Genomic DNA, 22,327 nt, shown 5'->3' on the forward strand with positions numbered 1-22,327 from the left:
ATTCTTCACGCACTGATCGTGCCCCTTGCCCTGCAGAACCCGTTACAACGAAACAACCCGTCCCTCAGGTAGACGCCCTTGGGAGGGCATCCACGTCACTCCCCTTGCGTGATCGCTTCGCTGGCCGTCGCTGGCGGCGAACCGTGCCGTCGCCATGGATGACGACGGCTGAACATGACCAGATAGCACCCTACCACCCAAACCAGCGCGGCACACCACCCGGCGAGGATGTCCGAGGGGTAATGCACCCCCAGATAGACCCGGGAAACGCTTACCAGCAGGCTGAACGACGGCGCCAGCAGCAGCACCGGCCAGCGCCAGCGGGTATTCCAGGCCAGCAGCACCAGGGTGACCGCCAGGGTCATCGAGCCCATCGCGTGGCCACTGGGGAAACTGAACGTGGATTCCGGCGCGATCGATTCCCACAAGCTGGGCCGGTCGCGCTGGAAGAAGTGCTTGCTGCCCATGTTGAGCAGCGCCGACCCTACGAAGCTCACCGCCACGAAGGTCGCTTCACGCCAACGCCGGTGCCAGGCCAGTGCACCGACAATCAGCACATCGGCCGGGATCAGGAACCACTCGTAGCCCAGCTTCGACAGCAGCACGAACACGTGGTCCAGCCACGGCGAATGCAGGCCGTGCATCTGCCACAGCAGCGGCGCATCGAAATGGAAGGATTCGAACTCGTGCACCTCGTCGGCCAGGGCGACGAATCCGGCCAGCGGCAGCAGCACGCCGGCAAACAGCAGCAGCAGCCGCCAGGCATTGCGCGCCATCCAGTGGCGGAAGCCGGAGGCGGGCTCCGGTGCAGCGAGGATCGTCGGCTTACCCGGCGCTTCGGACATAGGTGCGTTCAACGTAATCATCGATCAGGGCGACAAATTCCTGGGCGATGTTCTCGCCACGCAGGGTCACCTTCTTCTCGCCATCGACGAACACTGGTGCCGACGGTGCTTCACCGGTGCCCGGCAGCGAGATGCCGATGTTGGCATGCCGCGACTCACCCGGCCCGTTGACCACGCAGCCCATCACCGCCAGGGTCATGTTCTCCGCACCCGGGTGCTGGATCTTCCACAGCGGCATCTTTTCGCGCACGTGGTTCTGCACCACCTTGGCCAGCTCCTGGAAGAATTCCGAGGTGGTACGGCCGCAGCCCGGGCACGCCGTGACCAGCGGAGTGAAGGCGCGCTGGCCGGTGGTCTGCAGCAGTTCCTGGGCGACGATCACTTCCTGCGTGCGCGACTGGCCCGGTTCGGGCGTCAGCGAAATGCGGATGGTGTCGCCGATGCCTTCCTGCAGCAGCACGCTGAGCGCCGCCGCCGAGGCGACGATGCCCTTGCTGCCGATACCGGCTTCGGTCAGGCCCAGATGCAGGGCGAAGTCCGAACGCTGGGCCAGGTCGCGGTAGACCGCGATCAGCTCCTGCACGCCGCTGACCTTGGCCGACAGGATGATGCGATCGCGCGGCAACCCCAGCTCGACGGCCTGCTCGGCCGAATCCAGTGCCGAACGGATCAGCGCCTCGCGCAGCACGCGGCCGGCGTCCCAGGGCTGTTCGCGGTGGTTGTTCTCGTCCATCAGCTTGGCCGCCAGGGCCTGGTCCAGCGAGCCCCAGTTGGCGCCGATGCGCACCGGCTTGTTGTAGCGGATGGCGAACTCGATCAGCTGCGCGAACTGCAGGTCCTTCTTCTTGCCGAAGCCTACGTTGCCCGGGTTGATGCGGTACTTGGCCAGTGCTTCGGCGCAGGCCGGCTCGGCCGTCAGCAGCTGGTGGCCGTTGTAGTGGAAGTCGCCGATCAGCGGCACGTCGATGCCCATCATCGCCAGCTTGTCGACGATGCGCGGGATCGCCGCGGCCGCTTCGACCGTGTTGACGGTCAGGCGCACCATTTCCGAGCCGGCACGCCAGAGCTCAGCGACCTGCTTGACGCTGGACGCCACATCGGACGTGTCGGTATTGGTCATCGACTGCACCACGACCGGCTTGCCACCGCCCACGGTGACTCCACCGATCTGGACCGCTTGGGTCAGGCGACGGGGCCAGGAAGTGGCATCGGAGGGGGCTGTAGGGCGGGTGACGGCGTCATGCATGCCGGCATTCTAACGCCCGCCCCGACCTTCCGGGTGTGTCGCATTCAGGCGACAGTCCGGCTGCGGCCGATTGTCGCAGGCAGCCGTCCCCGCGAACGCATACGATGGGCGCGAATGACCGGTCCCGACGCCCCGTTTCTCCGAACCCTGTGCAGCCTGCGCTGGTTGGCCGTGGCTGGCCAGGCGGCCACCATCCTGGTTGCGACCTGGGTGCTGGGGCTGCCCTTGCCGCAACTGCCGCTGTGGTCGGGCGTGGCCGTGCTCGCCGTATTCAACCTGTATACGCAGCTGCGCCCGGAGCCGGCCGATACCGCGCCGCTGACCGCCTTCGGCCACATCCTGGTGGACGTGATCATCCTCACCTGGATGGTCAGCTGGAGCGGCGGCATCGCCAATCCGTTCGGCTCGCTGTTCCTGATCCTGATCGCCCTGGCGGCCTTCGCCCTGCCCCTGCGCTGGGCACTGGCCGTGGCCAGCGCCTGCCTGCTGGGCTACGCCGCCAGCGGACTGTTCGGGCAACCGCTGCCGGCGGGCTATTTCAACGCACTGGACCTCAATCGCTGGGGCGTGATCGCCACCTTCCTGCTGTCCGCTGCGGTCGTACTGATCTTCTCTACCCGGCTGGCGATCGCGCTGCGCGAGCGCGAGCTGGAACTGTCGGCACTGCGCGAACGCTTCGCGCGCAACGAGGGCATCGTCGCCCTGGCCACGCATGCAGCCTCGGTGGCGCACGAACTGAACACGCCTCTGGCGACGATGACCCTGCTCGCCGACGACGTGGCCGAACGCAGCGAAGAACCGGAAGTGCGCGAGGACATGGAAACCCTGCGCGAACTGCTGGTGCAGTGCCGGGAGCGCGTGCTGGCCCTGGCCGCCCCGGCCTCCAATGACGGCCCCGGGCGCGCCCACTCCACGGCCCAGCAGGTGCTGGAGCAATGGCGGCTGGTGCGCCCGACCATCGACCTGCATCGCAACGACGACGCACCGCTGCGCCTGCCGCTGGACCCGGGCGTCGGCCACCTGCTGATGGTGCTGCTGAACAACGCGGCCGATGCCGGCGAGCAGGCCGGCCGACCGCGCGTCGATCTCAGCCTGCGCATCGAAGGCGACGACCTGATCGGCGAAGTGCGCGACTACGGCCACGGCTTCAACGCCCGCGCCGCCGTGCTGCCGGGCAAGCTGTTCGGCAGCAGCAAGAGTGAAGGCATGGGCGTCGGTCTTGCCCTGTCCCATGCCACCATCGAACGCCTGGACGGCGAGATGTGGATGCGCCCGGCCCAAGGGGCCGGCAGCCGCGTCGGCTTCCGCCTGCCGCTGGCCCCCCGCGAGGAATGACCATGACTGCTTCCACCCTTGGCCTGCTGGTCGACGACGACGAACTCTACCTGCGCACCCTGCAGCGCAGCCTGGCCCGCAAAGGGCTGGAGACGCAGACCGCACAGGATGCGGCCAGTGCGCTGGCACTGGCCCGCCAGCATCCGCCGGCGTTCGCGTTGATCGACCTGAAGCTGGGCAGCGATTCCGGCCTGGCCCTGATACAGCCGTTGCGCGCGCTGCGCGCAGACATGCGGATCCTGCTGGTGACCGGCTATGCCAGCATCGCCACCGCAGTGGAGGCGATCAAGCTGGGCGCCGACGACTACCTGCCGAAGCCATCGACGGTGCCGATGATCCTGCGTGCGCTGGGCGAGGAAGACGATGGCCCCGCCGATGACGGCGAGATGGAAGTGCCCGATGCGATGACCCCGATCAGCCGCCTGCAGTGGGAACACATCCAGCAGGCGATGCATGAAACCGGCGGCAATGTGTCGGCGGCCGCGCGGCTGCTCGGCATGCACCGGCGTTCGCTGCAGCGCAAGCTGGCCAAGCGGCCGAGCCCGGAACGCGATCCGAGCCGGTGATGCGTCGTCGTATTCGCCGGGCATGGCCCGGCGCTACCGGCATGACGAAGGGTAGCGCCGGGCCATGCCCGGCGGCATTCCCCGCCCGCGTCAGCCCTTCAGCTGCGCCAGCAGCCCACGGGTCAGCGGATCATTGATCTGGACATCCTCGCCCTGCCTGGCCTCGGCGTCCACTTCTGCAATCCATTGATCCACCCCACCACGCATCAGATCTGCCCGACTGGGCAGGACGTCGCGCGCAGGGCTATAAAGATCGAGCAGCAGTCGGTTGCGGGCCTCGACTGTCATGTCCGCGCCGCCAGACCGCTCGACGATGATGTCAGCCCGCGCCAGGCCCCGCTCATCCACGCACCGCTCGCCATGACGCAGCAGAACCAGCGCCGGCACATCTGCGCCCTCCTGCACGGCTGCCTGCAGCCGGTCGTGTCCGTCCAGCACCACGTGTGCCTGCAGGCCACTGACCCACATCAGCAGCACCGGTGGCAGTGATCCTGCCCGGGCCTGCCTGGCCCAGGCCTTGACCCGCCCAGCCGTGGCCAGAGACGGTGCCCGCAGCAGGACGGGAGGCAGGCATTCGCCGTGCGTCACGCTCGACCAGTCCAAGGTATCCACCGCCGGTCGGGCCAGCGCATCTGACGCGAGCGTGAGCGGCATCCGCGCACGCTCCAGGCCATGCAGCGTCGGCTGCAGCAGCCATTCGCCCTGGGCCAGCGGAGATCGATCCGAACGGGTAAGGGCCTGTGCGAAATGACGTGCCCACGCTGCGGCAGTCCGCACCGGATCATCCGAATGCAACGCCCGCACCTCGGCAGCCGTGATCGGTGGAATGGTCGCCGGCGAGGCCGGGGAGGCGCTGCGAAGCAGGTCCACACCGAAATAGTCGGGCTCCACCCTCGCCCACAACATGGGGCGTTCCTCGGTACCCACCCGTATCCGGTCCGGCGGGCAGACCGAAACCACAAGCGCAGGGCGCACGGGGGCCTGCACGGTCAGGTGCAGACCCGCCCACACCTCGGGCTCCCTTCGTCGAACGAGGTCGCGCCAGTGCATCGACGCACGCATCCGGCGCGCCGCGCTCAGCCCTTCAGCTGCGCCAGCAGCTCACGGGTCAGCGGATCATTGATCTGGACATCCTCGCCCTGCAGGGCCGGCAGCAGACCACTGGCCAGCCGCTTGCCCAGTTCGACACCGAACTGGTCGAAAGCGTTGATGTTCCAGATCACCGACTGCACGTACACCGCGTGCTCGTACATCGCGATCAACGCGCCCAGCGCCTGCGGGGTGAGCGCGTCGAGCAGGATCATCGTGCTCGGCCGGCCGCCCGGGTAATCGCGGTGCGGATCGTCGCTGCCCTGGCCGTTGGCCAGTGCTTCGGTCTGCGCCAGCAGGTTGGCCATCAGCGCCTGGTGGTTGACCGTATACGGATCATCGTTGTGCACGCAGCCGATGAAATCGGCCGGGATGATGCTGGTGCCCTGGTGCAGCGCCTGGAAGAAGCTGTGCTGCACATCGGTGCCGGCACCGCCCCACCACACCGGCACGGTGTCGGTGGTGACCGGCTGGCCATCGCGCTGCACGCGCTTGCCCAGGCTTTCCATCACCAGCTGCTGCAGATAGGCCGGCAGCAGCGCCAGGCGCTGGTCGTAGGTCATCACCGCATGCGTGGCGTGGCCCAGCAGATTACGGTTCCAGATGTCGGTCAGGCCGTGCAGCACCGGCAGGTTGCGCTCCAACGGCGCGTCCAGTGCATGCGCATCCATCTGCGCGGCACCTTCCAGCAGCTGCTCGAAGCGCTCGAAGCCGATGGCCAGTGCGATCGGGAAACCGACGGCCGACCACAGCGAATAGCGGCCGCCCACCCAGTCCCACATCGGCAGCACGCGCTCGGCGGCAATGGCGAAGGCCTTGGCGGCGCGTTCCGGATTGGCGCTGACCGCGTACAGGCGCTCGCTGCCACCCAGCCAGTCATGCAGGATCTGGCCGTTGAGCAGGGTTTCCTGGGTACCAAAGGTCTTGGAAATGAGGATGCCGGCGGTCTTCGCCGGATCCAGCGTGGCCAGCGTGCGCTGCATGGCGGCGCCGTCCACGTTGGACACGAAATGCACGCGCAGGCGTGCGCCTGTGACCGGGCGCAGCGCATCGGCGACCAGTCGCGGGCCGAGATCGGAACCGCCAATGCCGACGCTGACCACATCGGTCACGCCGCTGTCTTCCAGCGCGCGCACCAGCACGCCCATGCGCTGGCGGATGCCGCGCGCGGTGGCGTAGGCCTCGGCCGCCACCGGCGCATCGACTACGTCACCGCGCAACGCAGTATGCAGCGCAGCGCGGCCTTCTGTCAGGTTGACCTGCTCGCCACGGAACAGGCGCGTGATGGCGCCGCCGACATCACGTTCGGCAGCCAGCGCCAACAGCGCCTGCAACGCTGCGGCATCGTATTTCTGCCGGGCGAAGTTGACATACAACGGACCGACCCGCAGCGCCAGGTCCTGTACACGGCCGGGTTCGGCGGCGAGCAGGCCGGGAATGCTTGCGCCCTTCAGGCGCTGGGCGTGGGAATGCAGCGAGTCGAATCCGTTGTTCGTTGTCATGCGGCCTGGGTCGGGATCGTGTCGTTGGTGTGGGAGATCTGGTTGTTGCCGTCCACGTACACCAGCTTCGGCTTGAAGCTGTCGGCTTCCTGCTCGGTCATGCTGGCGAAGGCGGCAATGATGATGATGTCACCGACCTGCACGTGGCGCGCAGCGCCACCATTGAGCGAGACGACACCGCTGCCGGCTTCGGCGCGGATCGCATAGGTCGAGAAGCGCGCACCGTTGGTCACGTCCCAGATGTGCACCTGCTCGAACTCACGGATGCCGGTGGCAGCCAGCAGGTTGTCATCGATGGCGATGGAGCCTTCGTAGTTCAGCTCCGAATGGGTGACGGTGGCGCGGTGGATCTTGGTCTTGAGCAGGGACAGGTGCATGGGGGCGCTGCAACGGCAAAGGAAAGAGCCGATTCTAGCACCCACGCGGCAACCGTCAGGTAGCGGCCGCAGGATGCTGAAGACCGTTCAGCCGGTGCGCTGCTGCGCGCCCGGCGATGGCGCTGCGGCACCGGCCAGCACGGCCCGGAACACGGCATGGAACGCCAGTCCGGCCATCAGGCCGAATCCGGCCGCCACCAGTACCGAGAAGGCATAGCTGGCCCAGTCGAAGTTGTCCGCAGAGGACAGCTGGCTCATCAGAGCGCCGCCAGAGCCGTCGGGCCAGGCACAGGTGGCCATGGCCAGCGCGCCCAGCCCTGCCCCGACCAGCGCGAACCAGACCCAGCGCAGGCGGCCGGAAGACAGCAGGATCAGGCCCATCGGCAGCAGCACCGCCACGGCGTGGGCGAAGGCCAGCACGAACATCAAGGCGGCCGCCAGCGCGGCCGTGGCCACTTCCTGGCCGAGGCTGAGACCGGCAATCAGGCCACCGATCACCAGCGAAGGCAGCAGCGCGGCGGCGAACACCGCCAGGATCGCCGCCACGGCGCGGCGGCCGGGGCTGGCTGGAAACGAGGTCATATCGGCAGGTCGTCCTTGTCCGGCAAACACCGGGCGCCCACTGCGGGCGCCCTGCACAACCGCGCGGGGCGGTTCAGAACTCCAGGTTGTCGATCAACCGGGTGGTGCCCAGGCGTGCGGCGATCAGGGCCACGCGGCCTCCGCCATCGAAACTCGGCTCGGCCAGCTCCGGAGTGCGCAGTACCGCGTAATCCACCTGGAAGCCCGCTGCCTGCAGCGCAGCGACGGCGTCGGCCTCGATGCGTTCACGCGCGTGCCCGGCCACATAGCCTTCGCGCATGCCCAGCAGGGTGCGGTGAAGGGTGGTCGCGAGCGGGCGCTGTTCGGCGCTCAGGTACTGGTTGCGCGAGCTCTTGGCCAGGCCATCCTCATCACGCACGATCTCGGCACCGACGATCTGGATCGGGAACGACAGCTCGGCCACCATCTGCTTGATGACCGCCAGCTGCTGGTAGTCCTTGCGGCCGAACACGGCCACATCCGGCTGTACCTGCAGGAACAGCCGCGCCACCACCGTGCACACGCCATCGAAATGGCCCGGGCGGCTGGCGCCTTCCAGCACCTCGCTGACGCCAGGCGCATGCATCTGCGTGGTCTTGTCCACGCCCAGCGGGTACATCGCTTCGACGCTGGGCAGCCACACCGCATCGCAGCCCACCTGCTCCAGCCCGGCCACATCGGCTTCGGGGGTGCGCGGATAGCGGCTGAAATCCTCGTTCGGCCCGAACTGTGTCGGGTTGACGAAGATGCTGGCCACCACCTTGTCGGCGTATTGCTTTGCCAGGGTGACCAGCGCGTGGTGCCCACCGTGCAGGTTGCCCATGGTCGGCACCAGCGCCACGCGCAGGCCCTCGCCCTTCCACTGCGCGATCTGCGCGCGCAGCGCACCGAGTTCGTTGAAGGTCTGGATCATTGGGCGTACGCGTGTTCTTCGTCGGGGAAGCTGCCATCGCGCACGGCATCGGCGTAGGCACGGGTGGCGCCGGCCACCGAACCGCCTTCAGCCAGGAAGTCCTTGACGAACTTCGGGCGACGGTGGCCGCTGTCCAGGCCGAGGAAATCGTGCAGCACCAGCACCTGGCCGTCGCACTGCGGACCGGCACCGATACCGATGGTCGGCACCGGCACCGCGGCGGTGACGGCGGCGGCAACCGGGGTCGGCACGCATTCGAGCACCATGATGCTGGCACCGGCTTCAGCCACGGCCTTGGCATCGTCCACCAGCTGGCGCGCGGCATCGCCACGGCCCTGGATCTTGAAGCCACCCAGGCGCAGCACCGACTGCGGGGTCAGGCCCAGGTGCGAACACACCGGGATCTCGCGCTCGACCAGGTAGCGGATGATGTCGACCTTGAAGCCGGCGCCTTCGATCTTGACCATCTCCGCACCCGCCTGCAGCAGCTGCAGCGAAGCATCCAGCGCGCGTTCCGGGGTGGCATCGGCGCCGAACGGCAGGTCGGCGATCAGCAGCGCACGCTGCAGCACGCGGGCGACTGCGCGGGTGTGATAGACCATGTCGGCGACGCTCACCGGCAGGGTCGAATCGTGCCCCTGCACGACCATGCCCAGCGAATCGCCGATCAGGATCAGGTCGACGCCATTGGCATCGAAGGTGCGGGCGAAGCCTGCGTCGTAGGCGGTCAACATGACCAGCTTCTGGCCATTGCGCTTGGCCTCGGCCAGGGCGGGAACGGTCCAGGGCTTGCTGTCTGCGTGGGTGCTCATGTGCTGATAACCGGGGGAGATAACCCGGGCATTATCACCCTAACGGCGCGATCCCGCAGGCATCCACCCGCATCACTGCATCCCGTACGCGACCGTGGCCGGGAATGGCCAGATCGGCGGCGATTTCGGCCAATGGCACCAACACGAACGCACGCTCGTGCAGGTAGGGATGCGGCACCTTCAGCTCGGGCAGGTCCAGCACCTGCTCGCCGAACAGCAGCAGGTCCAGATCCAGCGCACGCGGCCCCCAGTGCACGGCGGGATCACGTACGCGGCCGAAGCGCTGCTCCAGCGCGAGCATGGCCTGCAGCAGCTCGACGGCGGGCAGATCGGTGTCGACCGAGGCCACTGCGTTGACGAACGGTGGCTGGTCCTCGTTGCCCCATGCCGGCGTCGCGTACAACCGCGAGGCCTGCGTCAGCCGGGTTCCGGGCAGCTCGTCCAGCGCGGCAATGGCCGCGCGGACGGTGTTGGCTGCGTCGCCAAGATTGGCGCCCAGCCCGATCCAGGCACCGGTCATGGATTACTCGGCAGCACCGGCAGCTGCGCCATCGGGACGACGACGGCGACGACGACGCTTGCGCGGCGCTCCACCCTCCTCATCGCCTGCATCGCTGTGCAGGGAATCCAGCGACGAATCCAGCTCATGCCCGGACTGCGCCTGCGCTTCGCGCCAGAACGCGACGTCGGCTTCGTGCTCTGCCGATGCCACCTGGCGCAGGGCCAGGAAATCGAAGGCGGCACGGAAACGGGGGTGGTTGAGCGTGCGCATCACGCGCTTGCGCTGGCGCGAACTGAAGCGCGCCTGCAGCAGCCAGATCTCCTGCATCGGCAGCGAGAAACGGCGCGGCAATGCAATCGTGCTCAGCTGCTGCACGGTGACACGGTCGGCGGCACGACGCTGTGCCTCTTCCGGTGCGACGCCCTGCTTGAGCAGCGTTGCCTGCGCGCGGCAGTAAGCCGGCCACAGCAACAGCGCGAACAGGAACGCCGGCGACACGGGCTCGTCATTGGCCACGCGTGCATCGGTGTTGGCCAGGCCCTCGACCAGCATGCGGCGCAGCGCGCCGGTGCGGTTCGACTTCAGCGCCTTGGCGCTTTCCGGGAACAGCACGTCGAACAGACCGTAGCGTTCCAGTCCTTCGAAGCTGGCAACGCCATGCCCGGACAGGAACAGCTTCAGGACTTCCTCGAACAGGCGCGCCGGTGCGGCTTCGTTGAGCAGGCCGGCCAGCTGCGGGATCGGTGCGGCAGTGCCCTCTTCGATCTGGAAGCCGAGCTTGGCCGCAAGGCGGACCGCACGCAGCATGCGCACCGGGTCTTCCTGGTAACGCTGCACCGGGTCGCCGATGAGCTTCATCAGGCGTGCCTGCACGTCTTCGAAGCCGCCGGTGTAGTCACGCACCGAGAAGTCCTCGATGGCGTAATACAGGGCATTGCAGGTGAAGTCGCGGCGGATGGCGTCGTCTTCGATGCTGCCGTACACGTTGTCGCGCACGAGCATGCCGTTTTCCATTTCGCGGTCGCCGCTGCCGTCATCGATGTTGGCTCGGAAGGTGGCGACTTCGATGATCTCGCGGCCGAACACAACATGGGCCAGGCGGAAACGGCGGCCGATCAGGCGGCAGTTGCGGAACAACTGCTTGACCTGTTCGGGCGTGGCATCGGTGGCCACGTCGAAATCCTTGGGTTGGCCATTGACCAGCAGATCGCGCACCGCGCCGCCGACAAGGTAGGCGCCGAAGCCGGCATCGCGCAGTCGATAAAGCACGCGCAAAGCGTTCGGGCTGATGTCCTTGCGGGAGATCGTGTGCTGGTCGCGCGGGATGACGCGCAGGCTGAACGGTGATGTAGCAGAGGAAATGATGTTGGCGCTTCCGGTTGAAGTTTCGGGATTGCCCAATGGCATCGAGGTGCATATACTAGCGCTCCTGCACCGGCAGCGACACACTGCTCCCTTCGTCTAGTGGTTAGGACGTGGCCCTCTCAAGGCTAAAACAGGGGTTCGAGTCCCCTAGGGAGCACCAGTCGCCGCAGCAGGAACCGAAAAAGCCCGCCTTGTGCGGGCTTTTCTGTTTTCCGGAATCGTGTCGCCGACTGGGCTGGTCGCTTGAGCGCCTCCCTGCTTTCGGCTTGAGCCGGCGGGGTCACCCAGGGCAGGACACGCCGTGAACCCATCCATGGGGTCTCGATGGCGCCATCCATGGCGCCAACGGTCCTGCCCTGGGTGACCCCGCCGGCTCTGGACGGTTTCCCGCGCGCTGCAGCAACAGCCGACCAGCGCTTCAGTGCATCCGCTGGCACCATGAAACTGTCAGGAGGGGGCAGGCCGCCCTCTCCAGGACCGTTGGCGCCATGGATGGCGCCATCGAGCACCATGGATGGGCTTTTGCGTGTCCTGGAGAGGGCGGCCTGCCCCCTCGCACCGTGGACAATCAGGCGCCGACGAAATGCAACCGAAGCCAGGCACACGTCAGCCTTCCATCTGCTCCAGTTCCTTGCCCTTGGTCTCGCGCACGTAGCGGATGACGAAGATGATCGAGAGGATCGCGGCGACGGTGTAGATGCCGTACGCACCGGCCAGGCCGATGCCGGCCAGCAGCATCGGGAAGGTCACGGTGATCGCGAAATTCGAGGTCCACTGCGCCGCACCGGCCACGGCCAACGCCGGGCCGCGGATCTGGTTCGGGAACATCTCGCCCAGCATCACCCACATCACCGGGCCCCACGACATGTTGAAGAACACCACATAGACGTTGGCCGCTACCAGCGCCAACCGGCCCATGCCGTCGGACAGCTGCAGGCGCCCCTCGGCCAGGCTGCCGCTGGCGAAGGCCACCACCATCAGCACCAGGGCCACCGACATGCCGACCGAACCGACCCACAGCAGCGGCTTGCGGCCGATGCGATCGATCAGCACCACCGTCAGCAGGCAGGCGCCGATGCTCAGCGCACCGGACAGGACGTTGATCAGCAGCGCATCGCTTTCCGAGAAACCCACCGCCTGCCACAGCACCGCGCCGTAGTAGAACACCACATTGATGCCGACCAGCTGCTGGAACATCGCCAGGCCGATGCCGATCCAGACGATGGGGCGCAGCTTGCCGGTGGCCTTGTTGATCAGGTCGCCGAATCGCGGCTTGTGCTGGTCCTGGGCCAGGCTGGCTTCGATCTCGGCCTGCTTGTTCACCGCGGCACGTTCGCCGTACAACCGGCCAAGCACCGCCCTCGCCTGCGCCTGCCGGCCCTTCATCACCAGGAAGCGCGGGCTTTCCGGGATCACCAGCAACAACAGCAGGAACAGCAGCGACGGCAGTGCCTGCATCCAGAACATCCAGCGCCAGGCTTCCTGCCCCAGCCAGAGCGGCTCGGTCGACGCACCCGCCGCCCGAGCCAGCAGATAGTTGCTGAGGAACGCTGCGAACAGGCCGCAGATGATCGCCATCTGCTGCACGGTCGCCAGCCGGCCGCGATAGCGCGCAGAGGCGACTTCGGCGATGTAGGCCGGCGACATCACGCTGGCCGCACCGACAGCGAACCCGCCGAGCACGCGTGCGCAGACGAACAACCAGGAGGCATGTGCAGCGCCGGCGCCCAGCGCCGACACCAGGAACATCACGGCCGCCACGATCAGCACGCCGCGACGTCCCAGCCGATCGCCAAGCCAACCGGCCACGAACGCCCCGATCGCGCACCCCAGCAGCATCGAGGCGACCTCGAAGCCGAGCGCGGCCTCGCTGGAGTTGAAGGCCTGGCGCAGGCCATCGACGGTGCCATTGATGACGCCACTATCGAAGCCGAACAGGAACCCGCCGAGGGTGGCGGCGCAACTGATCAGGACGATGAAGGCAGTGTTCTCACCGCCGTTGGAGGCGGCACCGGGCTGGACTGGCGACATGAAGGATCCTGCAGGGAAGGGGGTCGACCGAAGCGGGCCGGCGGCCCTGGCAGCGTCGCACAGGGCGGGCACGCCGCCAAATGGGCCTCCGGGCCGCCCATCCGCCCCACTTTCACACGGCAACCGACACCGGGGGCCAACCTGTTCTAGAATTGGCAGGTTCAGAAAGCGATTCGCCCTCTACCCATGCCATTTGTCGTCACCGAAAACTGCATCAAGTGCAAACACACCGATTGCGTGGAAGTGTGTCCCGTGGATTGCTTCCACGAAGGCCCGAACTTCCTGGTGATCGACCCGGACGAGTGCATTGACTGCACCCTCTGCGAACCCGAGTGCCCGGTCAACGCGATCTTCCCGGAAGACGATGTTCCCGCCGGCCAGGAAGGTTTCGTCGCCCTCAATGCAGAACTGGCGAAGGAATGGCCGGTGCTGACCGTGCGCAAGGACCCGCCGGCCGACGCCGGTGAGTGGGATGGCAAGCCGGACAAGCTGAAGCTGCTGAAGCTGCTGGAGCGCTGAGGCGCAGGCACCATGGCTCTGGTAGCTGCCAACCTTGGTTGGCACAAAAGCGCCGGCCAAGGTCGGCCTCTACCACGGCAGGTGCGAACCAGCAGGCAATGAAAAGGGCGCCCAGGGCGCCCTTTTCCGTTCTGGCCTTGGTAGCTGCCAACCTTGGTTGGCACAAAGGCGCCGACCAGGGTCGGCGTCTACCACGGCAGGTGCGAACCAGCAGGCAATGAAAAGGGCGCCCAAGGCGCCCTTTTCCGTTCTGGCCTTGGTAGCTGCCAACCTTGGTTGGCGCAAAGGCGCCGACCAAGGTCGGCCCCTACCACGGCAGGTGCGAACCAGCAGGCAATGAAAAGGGCGCCCAAGGCGCCCTTTTCCGTTCTGGCCCTGGTAGCTGCCAACCTTGGTTGGCACAAAGGCGCCGACCAGGGCCGGCGTCTACCACGGCAGGTGCGAACCCGCAGGCTCCGCACCCGCCCAACCGGCCATTACGGGGCCAGCTTGGCCTTCAGCGCGGCAATCAGCTTCACCGGGGCTTCGGCGGTGGCCGGCAGGCCACGCGGGTCGACCGCGGAGATGTAGGCACCGGCGTCGACGGCGACCACGCGGACCAGGAAGTTGCTGCCTTCATAGGCCACGTCGTACGAACCCAGCAGCTGCGCGCGGGTAGCGATGGTCAGGCCTTCCACGCCTTCCAGCGCGGTACCGACCTTGGCGAAGGCTTCATCCTTGCTGCCGGCAATGGTGAAACCGGTGGCGCTGACGGCGGGGGCAGCGGCGGCCGGGGTGGCCGGCTTGGTCGCCGAGCTCAGGGTCGGCACCTGGTTGTTGCCGGCGCCTGCCGGCAGGTTCAGGTCCGGCGGCACTTCCAGCGGACGCACTTCCGGGGCCAGAGCGTAGTCGCCCTTGACGCCACGCTTGAAGCAACCGGTGGTGCCGGCTGCGGTGGCCACGGCAAGGAGCGCGAAGGACAGCACGCGGACGGCGGAAACGGATTGGCGCATGTGAATCTCCTGGATCAGACCAAGACGGAAGGTCAGTGGCTGGAAAGGGCTTCGAGGGCGGCGATATCGCCGGCGAGATGGTCGGCGGCAGGCGCGTGTGCGGCCGAAAGCGGCAGCAGCGGCAGGCGCAGATCGTGACCGATGCCGATCCGACGCAACAGCGCCTTGACCGGAATCGGGTTGGATTCGACACCGCAGAAGTCATGGAACGGCTGCAGGCGAGCGTCCCAGGATTCAACGGCTTCATGGTCGCGGGCAGCGGCCAGGTCGCACATCCGGCGATAGGCGCCGGGCAGCACGTTGGAACCGACCGAGATCAGACCGTCCATGCCGGCCTGGATCGAACGTGCGGCCGTGCCGTCATCGCCGGTGAGCACGGCAAAGGTCGGGCTGCGCAGGTCAAGCAGTGCCCGCACGCGGCCGGTATCGCCCACCGCTTCCTTGATGCCGACGATGTTCGGATGGCTGGCGAGCTCGGCCACGGTCTCCGGCAGCATGTCGCAGCCGGTGCGGCCGGGCACGTTGTACAGCACCACCGGCACTCCGGCCTGGTCGGCGACCGCGCGGTAATGCGCGATCAGGCCAGCCTGGGTCGGCCGCACGTACGGCGGGGTGACCACCAGCGCGTGGGTGGCGCCAAGCGCGGCAGCACGGCGGGTCTGTTCGATGGTTTTGGCGGTGCCGGACAGGCCGGTACCGGCCAGGACCGGAACGCGGCCGGCGATGCGTTCGACCGCGCTGGCCAGCAGCTGGTCGTACTCCGCATCGGACAGGGTGGCTGCCTCGCCGGTGGAGCCGGCAACGACAACGCCTTGGACGCCGCCCTCCAGCTGCAGGTGCAGCAGGCGCTGCCAACCGTCGGGGTCGAGTGCGCCGTCGGCCCGGAAGGGGGTCGCCAGCGCGGTGATGAGGCCGGAAAGGGACAAGGACGTGCTGCTCTTGGCTGGGGAGGGAAAACGTCCGCCACGGAAGGGCGCGGGCGTTCTGAATGTTACTTGCGGCGCGAAAGCACGGGCAAGTATGCTGGACACCGGTGGATCCCCGCCTCTGGCGGGCATTCAGACTAACGCATGCATTACCCGGAATCGCCTTGACCGACACCACCCCGCGCCCAGCGCCGAGCGAAAACCACCTCCTGATCAACGCCTATACGACGCATCCGGAGTCCCCCCTGTTGTCCGTCACCCGCCGCATCGCCGACAGCGGGTGCAATCTGGTGGATGCACGCCTGGCCACCGTGGGCCGCGATGTCTCGGTGACCGCGCTGGCCACCGGCTCCTGGGATTCGGTCGCCAAGCTGGAAGCGATGCTGACCCGGCTCGAGCGCGAGGAAGGCCTGAAGCTGGTGTGGTATCGCACCGAAGCCAAGCAGGCGCAGTCCAACCTGCTGCCGTACATCGTCGAGGTGATCGCCGCCGACAAGCCGGGCATCCTGTTCCAGCTGGCCGATTTCTTCGACCGCCAGGGCATCACCATCGAGACCCTGCAGAGCACGCGCTACCGCGCCATGCAGACCGGTGCGGAAATGTTCAGCGCACAGGTCACCATCGGCGTGCCGGCCAACATGCATATCGCCGCCCTGCGCGATGATTTCCTCGAGTTCTGCGACCACTTGAACCTGGACGCGATCATGGACCCGATGAAGTTCTGATTGAAACCCTGATTCTTCGCGCGCTCCTCACGGGCGCGTGGCGTTTCATGCAATTGTCGTAGAAAGAACCCAGGCTCGACAGAAGGACCTCATGAACAACGGCGATACCCTGGACAGCACCACCCTTTCCCTGCCGCTGGCGCTGTCCGGCGGCGCCCAGGCCACCCTCGGCGATTACGCCGGCCAGTGGCTGGTGCTGTACTTCTACCCCAAGGACAGCACCCCGGGCTGCACCACCGAGGGCATCGACTTCAACGCACTGCTGCCCGACTTCAGGAAAGCGGGCGCGGTCGTGCTTGGCGTCTCCCGCGACTCGGTGAAGTCCCACGACAACTTCTGTGCCAAGCAGGGCTTCGCGTTCCCGCTGGTCAGTGATGCCGACGAAGCGCTGTGCAGCGCCTTCGACGTGATCAAGATGAAGAACATGTACGGCAAGCAGGTACGTGGCATCGAGCGCAGCACCTTCCTGATTTCCCCCGACAGCCGCATCGTGCAGTCATGGCGCAAGGTCAAGGTCGCCGGCCATGCCGACGCCGTCCTCGCCGAACTGAAGGCCAATCAGTCCAAGTGAGTCCCATCGCCCACTTTGTCCGCCACCACCCTGCCCTGCAGCAGGCCGTGGTGGTTTTTCCCTGTCCGTAACCAGGAACCGATGATGACCCGAGGCAAGCGCATCTACGTGCTGGATACCAACGTGCTGATGCACGATCCCACCGCGCTGTTCAAATTCGAGGAGCACGATGTCTACCTGCCCATGCAGGTGATCGAGGAGCTGGACAACGGCAAGAAGGGCACGACCGAAGCGAGCCGCAATGCCCGCCAGGTCAGCCGCTTCCTCAACGAGCTGGTGCAGGCTTCGGGCCTGGACAACCTGGCCGAGGGCATTCCGCTGCAGCGGCCGCAGGGCCTGCAGCTGCGCGGCAAGCAGAGCGTGGGCCTGCTGCGCTTCCAGACCAGCCATTTCGACGCGGGCAAGAGCTTTGGCAAGGTCATCCCGGACAACGCCATCCTCGGCGCGATCCTGGCGCTGAAGGAAGAAACGCCGGAGATCCCGGTGGTGTTCGTTTCCAAGGACATCAACCTGCGCATCAAGGCGGCCATCGCCGGCATCGTCTCGGAAGACTACGAGAACGACCGCGCGCTGGACGATTTCAGCCTGCTCTACACCGGCGCCACCGAGCTGCCGGAAGACTTCTGGAAGCGCCACGGCGAGGATCTGCGCAGCTGGAGCGACAAGGGCCGCACGCACTACGAAATCCTCGCCCAGGACGGCGAAGAGTGGTACCCGAACCAGTACGTGTACCTGCCGGGCGAAGACGAAGTCGAGCTGCGCGTCAGCAGGATCGTCGGCGATGGCAAGGTGGTGTTGTCGCTGGTCGATGACTTCCGCCACGGCAGCCATGCCGTGTGGGGCATCAGCGCGCGCAACCGCGAGCAGAACTTCGCACTCAACGCACTGATGGATCCGGAGATCGACTTCGTCACCCTGCTCGGTACCGCCGGCACCGGCAAGACCCTGCTGGCACTGGCCGCCGGCCTGGCGCAGACGATGGACCAGCAGCGCTACCGCGAGATCATCATGACCCGCGCCACGGTCAGCGTCGGCGAGGACATCGGCTTCCTGCCCGGTACCGAGGAAGAGAAGATGACGCCGTGGATGGGCGCGCTGACCGACAACCTGGAAGTGCTGACGCACAACCAGGAAGGCGGCACCTGGGGCCGCCAGGCCACCAACGACCTGCTCGCCAGCCGCATCAAGATCCGCTCGATGAACTTCATGCGCGGCCGTACGTTCCTGTCGCGTTACCTGATCCTGGACGAGGCGCAGAACCTGACCCCCAAGCAGATGAAGACGCTGATCACCCGTGCCGGCCCCGGCACCAAGATCGTCTGCCTGGGCAACGTCGAACAGATCGACACCCCGTACCTGACCGAAACCACGTCGGGCCTGACCTACGCCGTGGACCGCTTCAAGAACTGGCCACACAGCGCGCACATCACGCTGCGTCGCGGTGAACGCTCGCGGCTGGCCGATTACGCCTCGGAGGTGTTGTGAACCGCTGCACCCGTCTGCTGCTGCCATCGCTGGCGGTCGCCATTGCCACGCTGCTCGGTGCCTGCGCGACCACGCAGGGACCGGCCAGCGTGCCGACCACAGAACGCAGTGGCCAGTCCTGGGTGGTCACCCGCCCGATCATCGCCGCGCAGGTGCTCGACACCTGCTCGCGCCCCAGCCCCGGCCGCGAGGCCGGGCGGGTCAGCGGCTACTGGGCACCGAGCCGGCAGCAGGTGGACCAGCTGGAAGCGAAGCTGGCATCGCTGGAAGCCCAGGTGCCGCACGTGCTGGATTTCGATCGCCAGTACGTCGGCATCGAGCTGGACGGAAAGCAGGTGATCTACATCAACGCGTTCCATCTGCCTGAAGACAACAGCCTGCGGCCCGCCCGCGAGGCGGTGCGGGTCTGCGATGGCGGCGCGCAGTTCTGGGGCGCGGTCTTCGACCCGGCCAGCGGGACCTTCAGCGAGCTGCAGTTCAACGGCGGCTTCGGCGGGCCCTGAGGGGCCTGCCATGGGAATCCGCCTGCCCACCTGGGTCTGGATCGGCGCGGTCGCCCTGTCGTGCGTGGCCGGCATGGTCAATGTGGTTGGCTTCCTCGGTTTTGAACACCAGGCGGTCAGCCACATGACCAGCAGCACCAGCCAGCTTGGCATGGCACTGGCGCAAGGTGACTGGCGCGCGGTCGGCCATTTGTGGGGGCTGCTGATCGCGTTTTCGCTGGGCGCGATGGTCAGCGGACTGCTGATCCAGGACAGCGCACTGCAGCTCGGCCGGCGCTACGGCGTGGCGCTGGCATTGGAATCGCTGTTGCTGCTGGCGGCCATTCCGCTGTTCAAGCAGCATCAGATATGGGGCGCATTGGTGGCCGCGATGGCCTGCGGACTGCAGAATGCGATGGCCACCACCTTCAGTGGTGCCGTCGTACGCACCACTCATCTCAGCGGCATGTTCACCGATCTCGGCATCGGCCTGGGCCACCTGCTGCGCGGGCTGCCGCTGCAGGTACGACGCCTGACCCTGAGCGGCCTGATCATCAGCGGCTTCCTTGCTGGCGGCGTGATCGGCGCCTGGCTGTTCGTGCGCTGGCAGTACGACGCCCTGCTGGCCCCTGCCCTGCTGACCGGCCTGACCGGGCTGGGCTATGTGTCCTACCAGCAGTGGGCGCGCTGGCGGCGTTGAGCATGGCGTCATCCACGCATGGCGTGGATCTACGTTGTCCATCCGATCTTTTCCGCGATATCCACGCATGGCGTGGATCTACTGCGCAGGAAGCCGTCAGATGCGGGGCGGTGTGGGGCTGCAGGACCGTTAGCGCCATGGATGGCGCCATCGAGCCCCCACGGACGGGTCTACGGCGTGTCCTGCAGGCCCACACCACCCCGCATCCCACCACATGCCGCCGTTGCTCCAGGTGTTGCTGTTGCTTGTGCCGGTGCCGGGCGCAGCCCGGCCGGCACTACCCCCTGGCAAGGCAGCACGGCACAATCGCTGCATGAGCCCGACCACCCCTGTTTCCGCCCTGACCATCGCTGGCTCCGACTCCGGCGGCGGCGCCGGCATCCAGGCCGACCTGAAGGCCTTCGCCGCGCATCGCGTGCATGGGCTGTCGGTGATTGCCGCACTGACCGCGCAGAACACCCGCGGCGTCCGCGCCGTGCACGTGCCACCGATCGACTTCCTGCGCGCGCAGATCGAAGCCTGCTTCGACGACTTCGACATCCACGCGGTGAAGCTGGGCATGCTGGCCAACGCCGAGGTGATCCACGCGGTGGCCGATGCACTGGAACGCCATCGACCACCGCACGTGGTGCTCGACCCGGTGATGGTGGCCACCAGCGGTGCGCGCCTGCTGGAGGACAGCGCGCTGCAGGCAATGCGTCAACGGCTGCTGCCACTGGCCACCCTGGTCACCCCCAATGCACCCGAAGCGGAGCTGCTGGTCGGCCGCAGCATCGCCGATGGCAACGATGCAGAGCGGGCCGCCGCCTCGCTCCTTGATCTGGGCGCCGGTGCAGTGCTGCTGAAGGGCGGGCACCTGCACGAAGGCAACCGCGTGGTCGACCGCTACTTCGACGGCGTCAGCAGCGAAGAATTCATCCATGCCCGCCTGCCACTGGATGCGCATGGCACCGGCTGCACGCTGGCCTCGGCCATCGCCGCGCAGCTCTGCAACGGGCTGAGCCTGGCCAACGCCTGCGAAGCCGGCATCGACTACGTAGCGCGCGGATTGCAGCAGGGCTATGCGCCCGGTCGCAGCGAGGTGCTGGTACTGGACCACTTCGGCGCGGCGCCCCACGCATGAGTGATTCGCTACGCGCGCTCACTGTGAACAGCGGCGATGGCCACCGTTTCGACGTGATCGCCTGTGCGCCCGCACAGCCGCTGGCACGGCTGTTGTGGCTGCCGGCGCTGGGCGTGGCCGCGCGCCACTACGTACCACTGGCGCAGGCACTTGCAGCCAGGGGCGTGGCGGTCTACCTGCACGAATGGCGTGGCAATGGCAGCAGTTCGCTGCGCCCGTCGCGCAGCCAGGATTGGGGCTACCGGCAGATTCTCGACCACGATCTGCCGGCCAGCGAGGCCCTGCTCGCCGATGCCGATGACGCGCAGGAGGCACTGCCATGGATCATCGGTGGCCACAGCCTGGGTGGGCAGCTGGCCTGCGTGCACGCCGGACGCCAACCACAGGCGTTTGATCGATTGTGGCTGGCCGCCAGCGGCACACCGTTCTGGCGCACGTTCCCGCCACCACGCGGTTGGCTGCTGCCACTGATCTATCGCTTCCTGCCGTGGATCGCGCGGCGCCAGGGCGTGCTGCACGGGCGCCGGCTCGGTTTCGGCGGCACCGAAGCACGCGGACTGATCGCCGACTGGGCACGCGTAGGGCTGAGCAATCACTACGCCGCCGCAGGGATGGACGAGGACCTGGATGCGCAGATGGCGCGCGTGCACGGCAGTGCGCAGGCGGTGCTGATGGAAGACGATTGGCTGGCGCCGAGCGGATCAATGCAGGCGCTGCTGGCGAAACTGCCGAATGTCGCCTCGGAAGTACGCGTGCTTTCTGCGCAGGAGCTGGGTACGCAGGCCGATCACTTCGCGTGGATGAAACACCCGGAGGCTGTCGCAGAGGCGTTTTTCATTCAGTTGGGTGAAAATTTTCACAAAAGCGTTGACGACTCGCGCCGACATCCGCATAATTCCGCTCCTGTCGCAGGGCGCCCGTAGCTCAGTTGGATAGAGTACCTGGCTACGAACCAGGCGGTCGGGAGTTCGAATCTCTCCGGGCGCACCACTCGACAGACCTTCAGCATCCGCCGCTGGAAGTGCAGTAAAATTTGATTGTGTACCGCGCGCCCGTAGCTCAGTTGGATAGAGTACCTGGCTACGAACCAGGCGGTCGGGAGTTCGAATCTCTCCGGGCGCACCACTCGACAGACCTTCAGCATCCGCCGCTGGAAGTGCAGTAAAATTTGATTGTGTACCGCGCGCCCGTAGCTCAGTTGGATAGAGTACCTGGCTACGAACCAGGCGGTCGGGAGTTCGAATCTCTCCGGGCGCACCACTCGACAGACCTTCAGCATCCGCCGCTGGAAGTGCAGTAAAATTTGATTGTGTACCGCGCGCCCGTAGCTCAGTTGGATAGAGTACCTGGCTACGAACCAGGCGGTCGGGAGTTCGAATCTCTCCGGGCGCACCACTCGACAGACCTTCAGCATCCGCCGCTGGAAGTGCAGTAAAATTTGATTGTGTACCGCGCGCCCGTAGCTCAGTTGGATAGAGTACCTGGCTACGAACCAGGCGGTCGGGAGTTCGAATCTCTCCGGGCGCACCACACACGATCAACACAACAAGTTTATGTAATTGGCGCCCGTAGCTCAGTTGGATAGAGTACCTGGCTACGAACCAGGCGGTCGGGAGTTCGAATCTCTCCGGGCGCACCA

Annotated in this window: 23 protein-coding genes and 7 tRNA genes; 17 read left to right on the forward strand and 13 right to left on the reverse strand. The window is 66.7% G+C overall.

The genetic code is table 11. The features are described 5' to 3' along the window. Window positions 1-95 precede the first annotated feature (95 nt). Both BW38_RS02950 and ispG read right to left on the reverse strand, forming a co-directional pair. Window positions 96-845: a phosphatase PAP2 family protein gene (locus tag BW38_RS02950; protein ID WP_025878803.1), complete on the reverse strand. Its 750-nt coding sequence runs from the start codon at window positions 843-845 to the stop codon at window positions 96-98. Beyond that, window positions 826-2,091: a flavodoxin-dependent (E)-4-hydroxy-3-methylbut-2-enyl-diphosphate synthase gene (ispG, locus tag BW38_RS02945; protein ID WP_025878802.1), complete on the reverse strand. Its 1,266-nt coding sequence runs from the start codon at window positions 2,089-2,091 to the stop codon at window positions 826-828. The genes BW38_RS02950 and ispG overlap by 20 nt, the downstream gene beginning before the upstream one ends. 114 nt (window positions 2,092-2,205) lie before the next feature. Between ispG and BW38_RS02940 the strand changes: the two genes are divergently transcribed. Further along, window positions 2,206-3,426 carry an ATP-binding protein gene (locus tag BW38_RS02940; RefSeq protein ID WP_032952097.1) on the forward strand — a complete coding sequence of 407 codons (1,221 nt, stop codon included), beginning with the start codon at window positions 2,206-2,208 and terminating at the stop codon, window positions 3,424-3,426. After that, on the forward strand, window positions 3,423-3,992 hold the full coding sequence (locus BW38_RS02935; protein WP_032952096.1) for a response regulator transcription factor: 570 nt from the start codon (window positions 3,423-3,425) through the stop codon (window positions 3,990-3,992). The genes BW38_RS02940 and BW38_RS02935 overlap by 4 nt, the downstream gene beginning before the upstream one ends. Before the next feature lie 90 nt (window positions 3,993-4,082). Here the strand turns inward: BW38_RS02935 and BW38_RS02930 are convergent, their stop codons facing one another. The 8 genes from BW38_RS02930 to pcnB form a co-directional block, all read right to left on the reverse strand. After that, window positions 4,083-5,042 (reverse strand): hypothetical protein, encoded by a 960-nt coding sequence (locus tag BW38_RS02930; protein WP_152543331.1) that lies wholly within the window; start codon window positions 5,040-5,042, stop codon window positions 4,083-4,085. A 26-nt stretch (window positions 5,043-5,068) separates the two neighbouring features. Beyond that, window positions 5,069-6,583 (reverse strand): glucose-6-phosphate isomerase, encoded by a 1,515-nt coding sequence (gene pgi, locus BW38_RS02925; RefSeq protein WP_032977885.1) that lies wholly within the window; start codon window positions 6,581-6,583, stop codon window positions 5,069-5,071. Then, entirely contained in the window at window positions 6,580-6,960 is a 381-nt protein-coding gene (gene panD / locus BW38_RS02920) for an aspartate 1-decarboxylase (RefSeq protein ID WP_004153087.1), read from the reverse strand. Before panD ends, pgi begins: the two co-directional genes overlap by 4 nt. An 87-nt stretch (window positions 6,961-7,047) precedes the next feature. Next, the gene (locus BW38_RS02915) at window positions 7,048-7,542 is read right to left on the reverse strand and encodes a hypothetical protein (protein ID WP_032977888.1); all 495 of its coding nucleotides are present in this window, start codon (window positions 7,540-7,542) and stop codon (window positions 7,048-7,050) included. A 73-nt stretch (window positions 7,543-7,615) separates the two neighbouring features. Next, entirely contained in the window at window positions 7,616-8,455 is an 840-nt protein-coding gene (panC, locus tag BW38_RS02910) for a pantoate--beta-alanine ligase (RefSeq protein WP_032977891.1), read from the reverse strand. Next, window positions 8,452-9,267: a 3-methyl-2-oxobutanoate hydroxymethyltransferase gene (gene panB, locus BW38_RS02905; protein ID WP_032977893.1), complete on the reverse strand. Its 816-nt coding sequence runs from the start codon at window positions 9,265-9,267 to the stop codon at window positions 8,452-8,454. Before panB ends, panC begins: the two co-directional genes overlap by 4 nt. A 34-nt stretch (window positions 9,268-9,301) precedes the next feature. Then, on the reverse strand, window positions 9,302-9,787 hold the full coding sequence (gene folK, locus BW38_RS02900) for a 2-amino-4-hydroxy-6-hydroxymethyldihydropteridine diphosphokinase (RefSeq protein WP_025878795.1): 486 nt from the start codon (window positions 9,785-9,787) through the stop codon (window positions 9,302-9,304). A gap of 3 nt (window positions 9,788-9,790) precedes the next feature. Beyond that, entirely contained in the window at window positions 9,791-11,170 is a 1,380-nt protein-coding gene (pcnB, locus tag BW38_RS02895) for a polynucleotide adenylyltransferase PcnB (protein WP_032977965.1), read from the reverse strand. A 49-nt stretch (window positions 11,171-11,219) separates the two neighbouring features. On the opposite strand from pcnB, the gene BW38_RS02890 reads away from it, so the two are divergent. After that, a tRNA-Glu gene (locus BW38_RS02890) sits at window positions 11,220-11,294 on the forward strand. Window positions 11,295-11,740: 446 nt separating this feature from the next. On the opposite strand, the gene BW38_RS02885 is transcribed toward BW38_RS02890, so the two are convergent. After that, a complete protein-coding gene (locus BW38_RS02885; protein WP_032977895.1) occupies window positions 11,741-13,165 on the reverse strand; it encodes a sugar porter family MFS transporter in 1,425 nt (474 codons plus the stop codon). A gap of 186 nt (window positions 13,166-13,351) precedes the next feature. Between BW38_RS02885 and fdxA the strand changes: the two genes are divergently transcribed. After that, window positions 13,352-13,684, forward strand: coding sequence for a ferredoxin FdxA (fdxA, locus tag BW38_RS02880; RefSeq protein ID WP_032977898.1), 333 nt, complete (start codon window positions 13,352-13,354; stop codon window positions 13,682-13,684). 476 nt (window positions 13,685-14,160) lie between these two features. Here fdxA and BW38_RS02875 read toward each other — a convergent pair whose 3' ends face one another. Together BW38_RS02875 and dapA are read right to left on the reverse strand one after the other, a co-directional pair. Further along, window positions 14,161-14,676, reverse strand: a complete 516-nt coding sequence (locus BW38_RS02875) for a hypothetical protein (RefSeq protein ID WP_025879442.1) — start codon at window positions 14,674-14,676, stop codon at window positions 14,161-14,163. Window positions 14,677-14,708: 32 nt separating this feature from the next. Next, window positions 14,709-15,602 (reverse strand): 4-hydroxy-tetrahydrodipicolinate synthase, encoded by an 894-nt coding sequence (gene dapA / locus BW38_RS02870; protein ID WP_025879443.1) that lies wholly within the window; start codon window positions 15,600-15,602, stop codon window positions 14,709-14,711. Window positions 15,603-15,766: 164 nt separating this feature from the next. On the opposite strand from dapA, the gene BW38_RS02865 reads away from it, so the two are divergent. The 13 genes from BW38_RS02865 to BW38_RS02810 all read left to right on the forward strand — a co-directional run bounded on the left by BW38_RS02865 (window position 15,767) and on the right by BW38_RS02810 (window position 22,327). Continuing rightward, window positions 15,767-16,327, forward strand: coding sequence for a glycine cleavage system protein R (locus BW38_RS02865; protein WP_025879444.1), 561 nt, complete (start codon window positions 15,767-15,769; stop codon window positions 16,325-16,327). Between the two features lie 91 nt (window positions 16,328-16,418). Then, window positions 16,419-16,898, forward strand: a complete 480-nt coding sequence (locus BW38_RS02860) for a peroxiredoxin (protein WP_032977901.1) — start codon at window positions 16,419-16,421, stop codon at window positions 16,896-16,898. 84 nt (window positions 16,899-16,982) lie between these two features. After that, window positions 16,983-18,383, forward strand: coding sequence for a PhoH family protein (locus BW38_RS02855; RefSeq protein WP_025879446.1), 1,401 nt, complete (start codon window positions 16,983-16,985; stop codon window positions 18,381-18,383). After that, complete coding sequence (locus BW38_RS02850) at window positions 18,380-18,886, forward strand: hypothetical protein (RefSeq protein WP_025879447.1); 507 nt, start codon at window positions 18,380-18,382, stop codon at window positions 18,884-18,886. Before BW38_RS02855 ends, BW38_RS02850 begins: the two co-directional genes overlap by 4 nt. A 10-nt stretch (window positions 18,887-18,896) precedes the next feature. After that, window positions 18,897-19,565, forward strand: coding sequence for a YoaK family protein (locus BW38_RS02845; RefSeq protein ID WP_032977904.1), 669 nt, complete (start codon window positions 18,897-18,899; stop codon window positions 19,563-19,565). A gap of 313 nt (window positions 19,566-19,878) precedes the next feature. Further along, on the forward strand, window positions 19,879-20,688 hold the full coding sequence (thiD, locus tag BW38_RS02840) for a bifunctional hydroxymethylpyrimidine kinase/phosphomethylpyrimidine kinase (protein WP_032977907.1): 810 nt from the start codon (window positions 19,879-19,881) through the stop codon (window positions 20,686-20,688). Further along, a complete protein-coding gene (locus tag BW38_RS21615) occupies window positions 20,685-21,611 on the forward strand; it encodes an alpha/beta fold hydrolase (protein WP_081794599.1) in 927 nt (308 codons plus the stop codon). Before thiD ends, BW38_RS21615 begins: the two co-directional genes overlap by 4 nt. After that, a tRNA-Arg gene (locus tag BW38_RS02835) sits at window positions 21,602-21,678 on the forward strand. Before BW38_RS21615 ends, BW38_RS02835 begins: the two co-directional genes overlap by 10 nt. A gap of 58 nt (window positions 21,679-21,736) precedes the next feature. Beyond that, window positions 21,737-21,813 (forward strand) — tRNA-Arg (locus BW38_RS02830). 58 nt (window positions 21,814-21,871) lie between these two features. Next, window positions 21,872-21,948, forward strand: a tRNA-Arg gene (locus BW38_RS02825). Between the two features lie 58 nt (window positions 21,949-22,006). Further along, a tRNA-Arg gene (locus tag BW38_RS02820) sits at window positions 22,007-22,083 on the forward strand. Between the two features lie 58 nt (window positions 22,084-22,141). After that, window positions 22,142-22,218 (forward strand) — tRNA-Arg (locus tag BW38_RS02815). Between the two features lie 32 nt (window positions 22,219-22,250). Beyond that, window positions 22,251-22,327 (forward strand) — tRNA-Arg (locus BW38_RS02810).

The sequence above is a fragment of the Stenotrophomonas sp. RIT309 genome (assembly GCF_000632045.1).
In the GTDB taxonomy this organism is placed as follows: domain Bacteria; phylum Pseudomonadota; class Gammaproteobacteria; order Xanthomonadales; family Xanthomonadaceae; genus Stenotrophomonas; species Stenotrophomonas indicatrix.

Excerpts from the sequence above, each read along its gene's own strand:
- panD (WP_004153087.1), bottom strand. The coding sequence starts at position 6,960 with ATGCACCTGTCCCTGCTCAAGACCAAGATCCACCGCGCCACCGTCACC.
- BW38_RS02930 (WP_152543331.1), bottom strand. The coding sequence starts at position 5,042 with ATGCACTGGCGCGACCTCGTTCGACGAAGGGAGCCCGAGGTGTGGGCG.
- BW38_RS02855 (WP_025879446.1), top strand. The coding sequence starts at position 16,983 with ATGACCCGAGGCAAGCGCATCTACGTGCTGGATACCAACGTGCTGATG.
- BW38_RS02885 (WP_032977895.1), bottom strand. The coding sequence starts at position 13,165 with ATGTCGCCAGTCCAGCCCGGTGCCGCCTCCAACGGCGGTGAGAACACT.
- BW38_RS02875 (WP_025879442.1), bottom strand. The coding sequence starts at position 14,676 with ATGCGCCAATCCGTTTCCGCCGTCCGCGTGCTGTCCTTCGCGCTCCTT.
- BW38_RS21615 (WP_081794599.1), top strand. The coding sequence starts at position 20,685 with ATGAGTGATTCGCTACGCGCGCTCACTGTGAACAGCGGCGATGGCCAC.
- BW38_RS02950 (WP_025878803.1), bottom strand. The coding sequence starts at position 845 with ATGTCCGAAGCGCCGGGTAAGCCGACGATCCTCGCTGCACCGGAGCCC.
- BW38_RS02935 (WP_032952096.1), top strand. The coding sequence starts at position 3,423 with ATGACCATGACTGCTTCCACCCTTGGCCTGCTGGTCGACGACGACGAA.
- panB (WP_032977893.1), bottom strand. The coding sequence starts at position 9,267 with ATGAGCACCCACGCAGACAGCAAGCCCTGGACCGTTCCCGCCCTGGCC.
- panC (WP_032977891.1), bottom strand. The coding sequence starts at position 8,455 with ATGATCCAGACCTTCAACGAACTCGGTGCGCTGCGCGCGCAGATCGCG.
- BW38_RS02915 (WP_032977888.1), bottom strand. The coding sequence starts at position 7,542 with ATGACCTCGTTTCCAGCCAGCCCCGGCCGCCGCGCCGTGGCGGCGATC.
- BW38_RS02845 (WP_032977904.1), top strand. The coding sequence starts at position 18,897 with ATGGGAATCCGCCTGCCCACCTGGGTCTGGATCGGCGCGGTCGCCCTG.
- fdxA (WP_032977898.1), top strand. The coding sequence starts at position 13,352 with ATGCCATTTGTCGTCACCGAAAACTGCATCAAGTGCAAACACACCGAT.
- thiD (WP_032977907.1), top strand. The coding sequence starts at position 19,879 with ATGAGCCCGACCACCCCTGTTTCCGCCCTGACCATCGCTGGCTCCGAC.
- BW38_RS02940 (WP_032952097.1), top strand. The coding sequence starts at position 2,206 with ATGACCGGTCCCGACGCCCCGTTTCTCCGAACCCTGTGCAGCCTGCGC.
- folK (WP_025878795.1), bottom strand. The coding sequence starts at position 9,787 with ATGACCGGTGCCTGGATCGGGCTGGGCGCCAATCTTGGCGACGCAGCC.
- pgi (WP_032977885.1), bottom strand. The coding sequence starts at position 6,583 with ATGACAACGAACAACGGATTCGACTCGCTGCATTCCCACGCCCAGCGC.
- BW38_RS02860 (WP_032977901.1), top strand. The coding sequence starts at position 16,419 with ATGAACAACGGCGATACCCTGGACAGCACCACCCTTTCCCTGCCGCTG.
- ispG (WP_025878802.1), bottom strand. The coding sequence starts at position 2,091 with ATGCATGACGCCGTCACCCGCCCTACAGCCCCCTCCGATGCCACTTCC.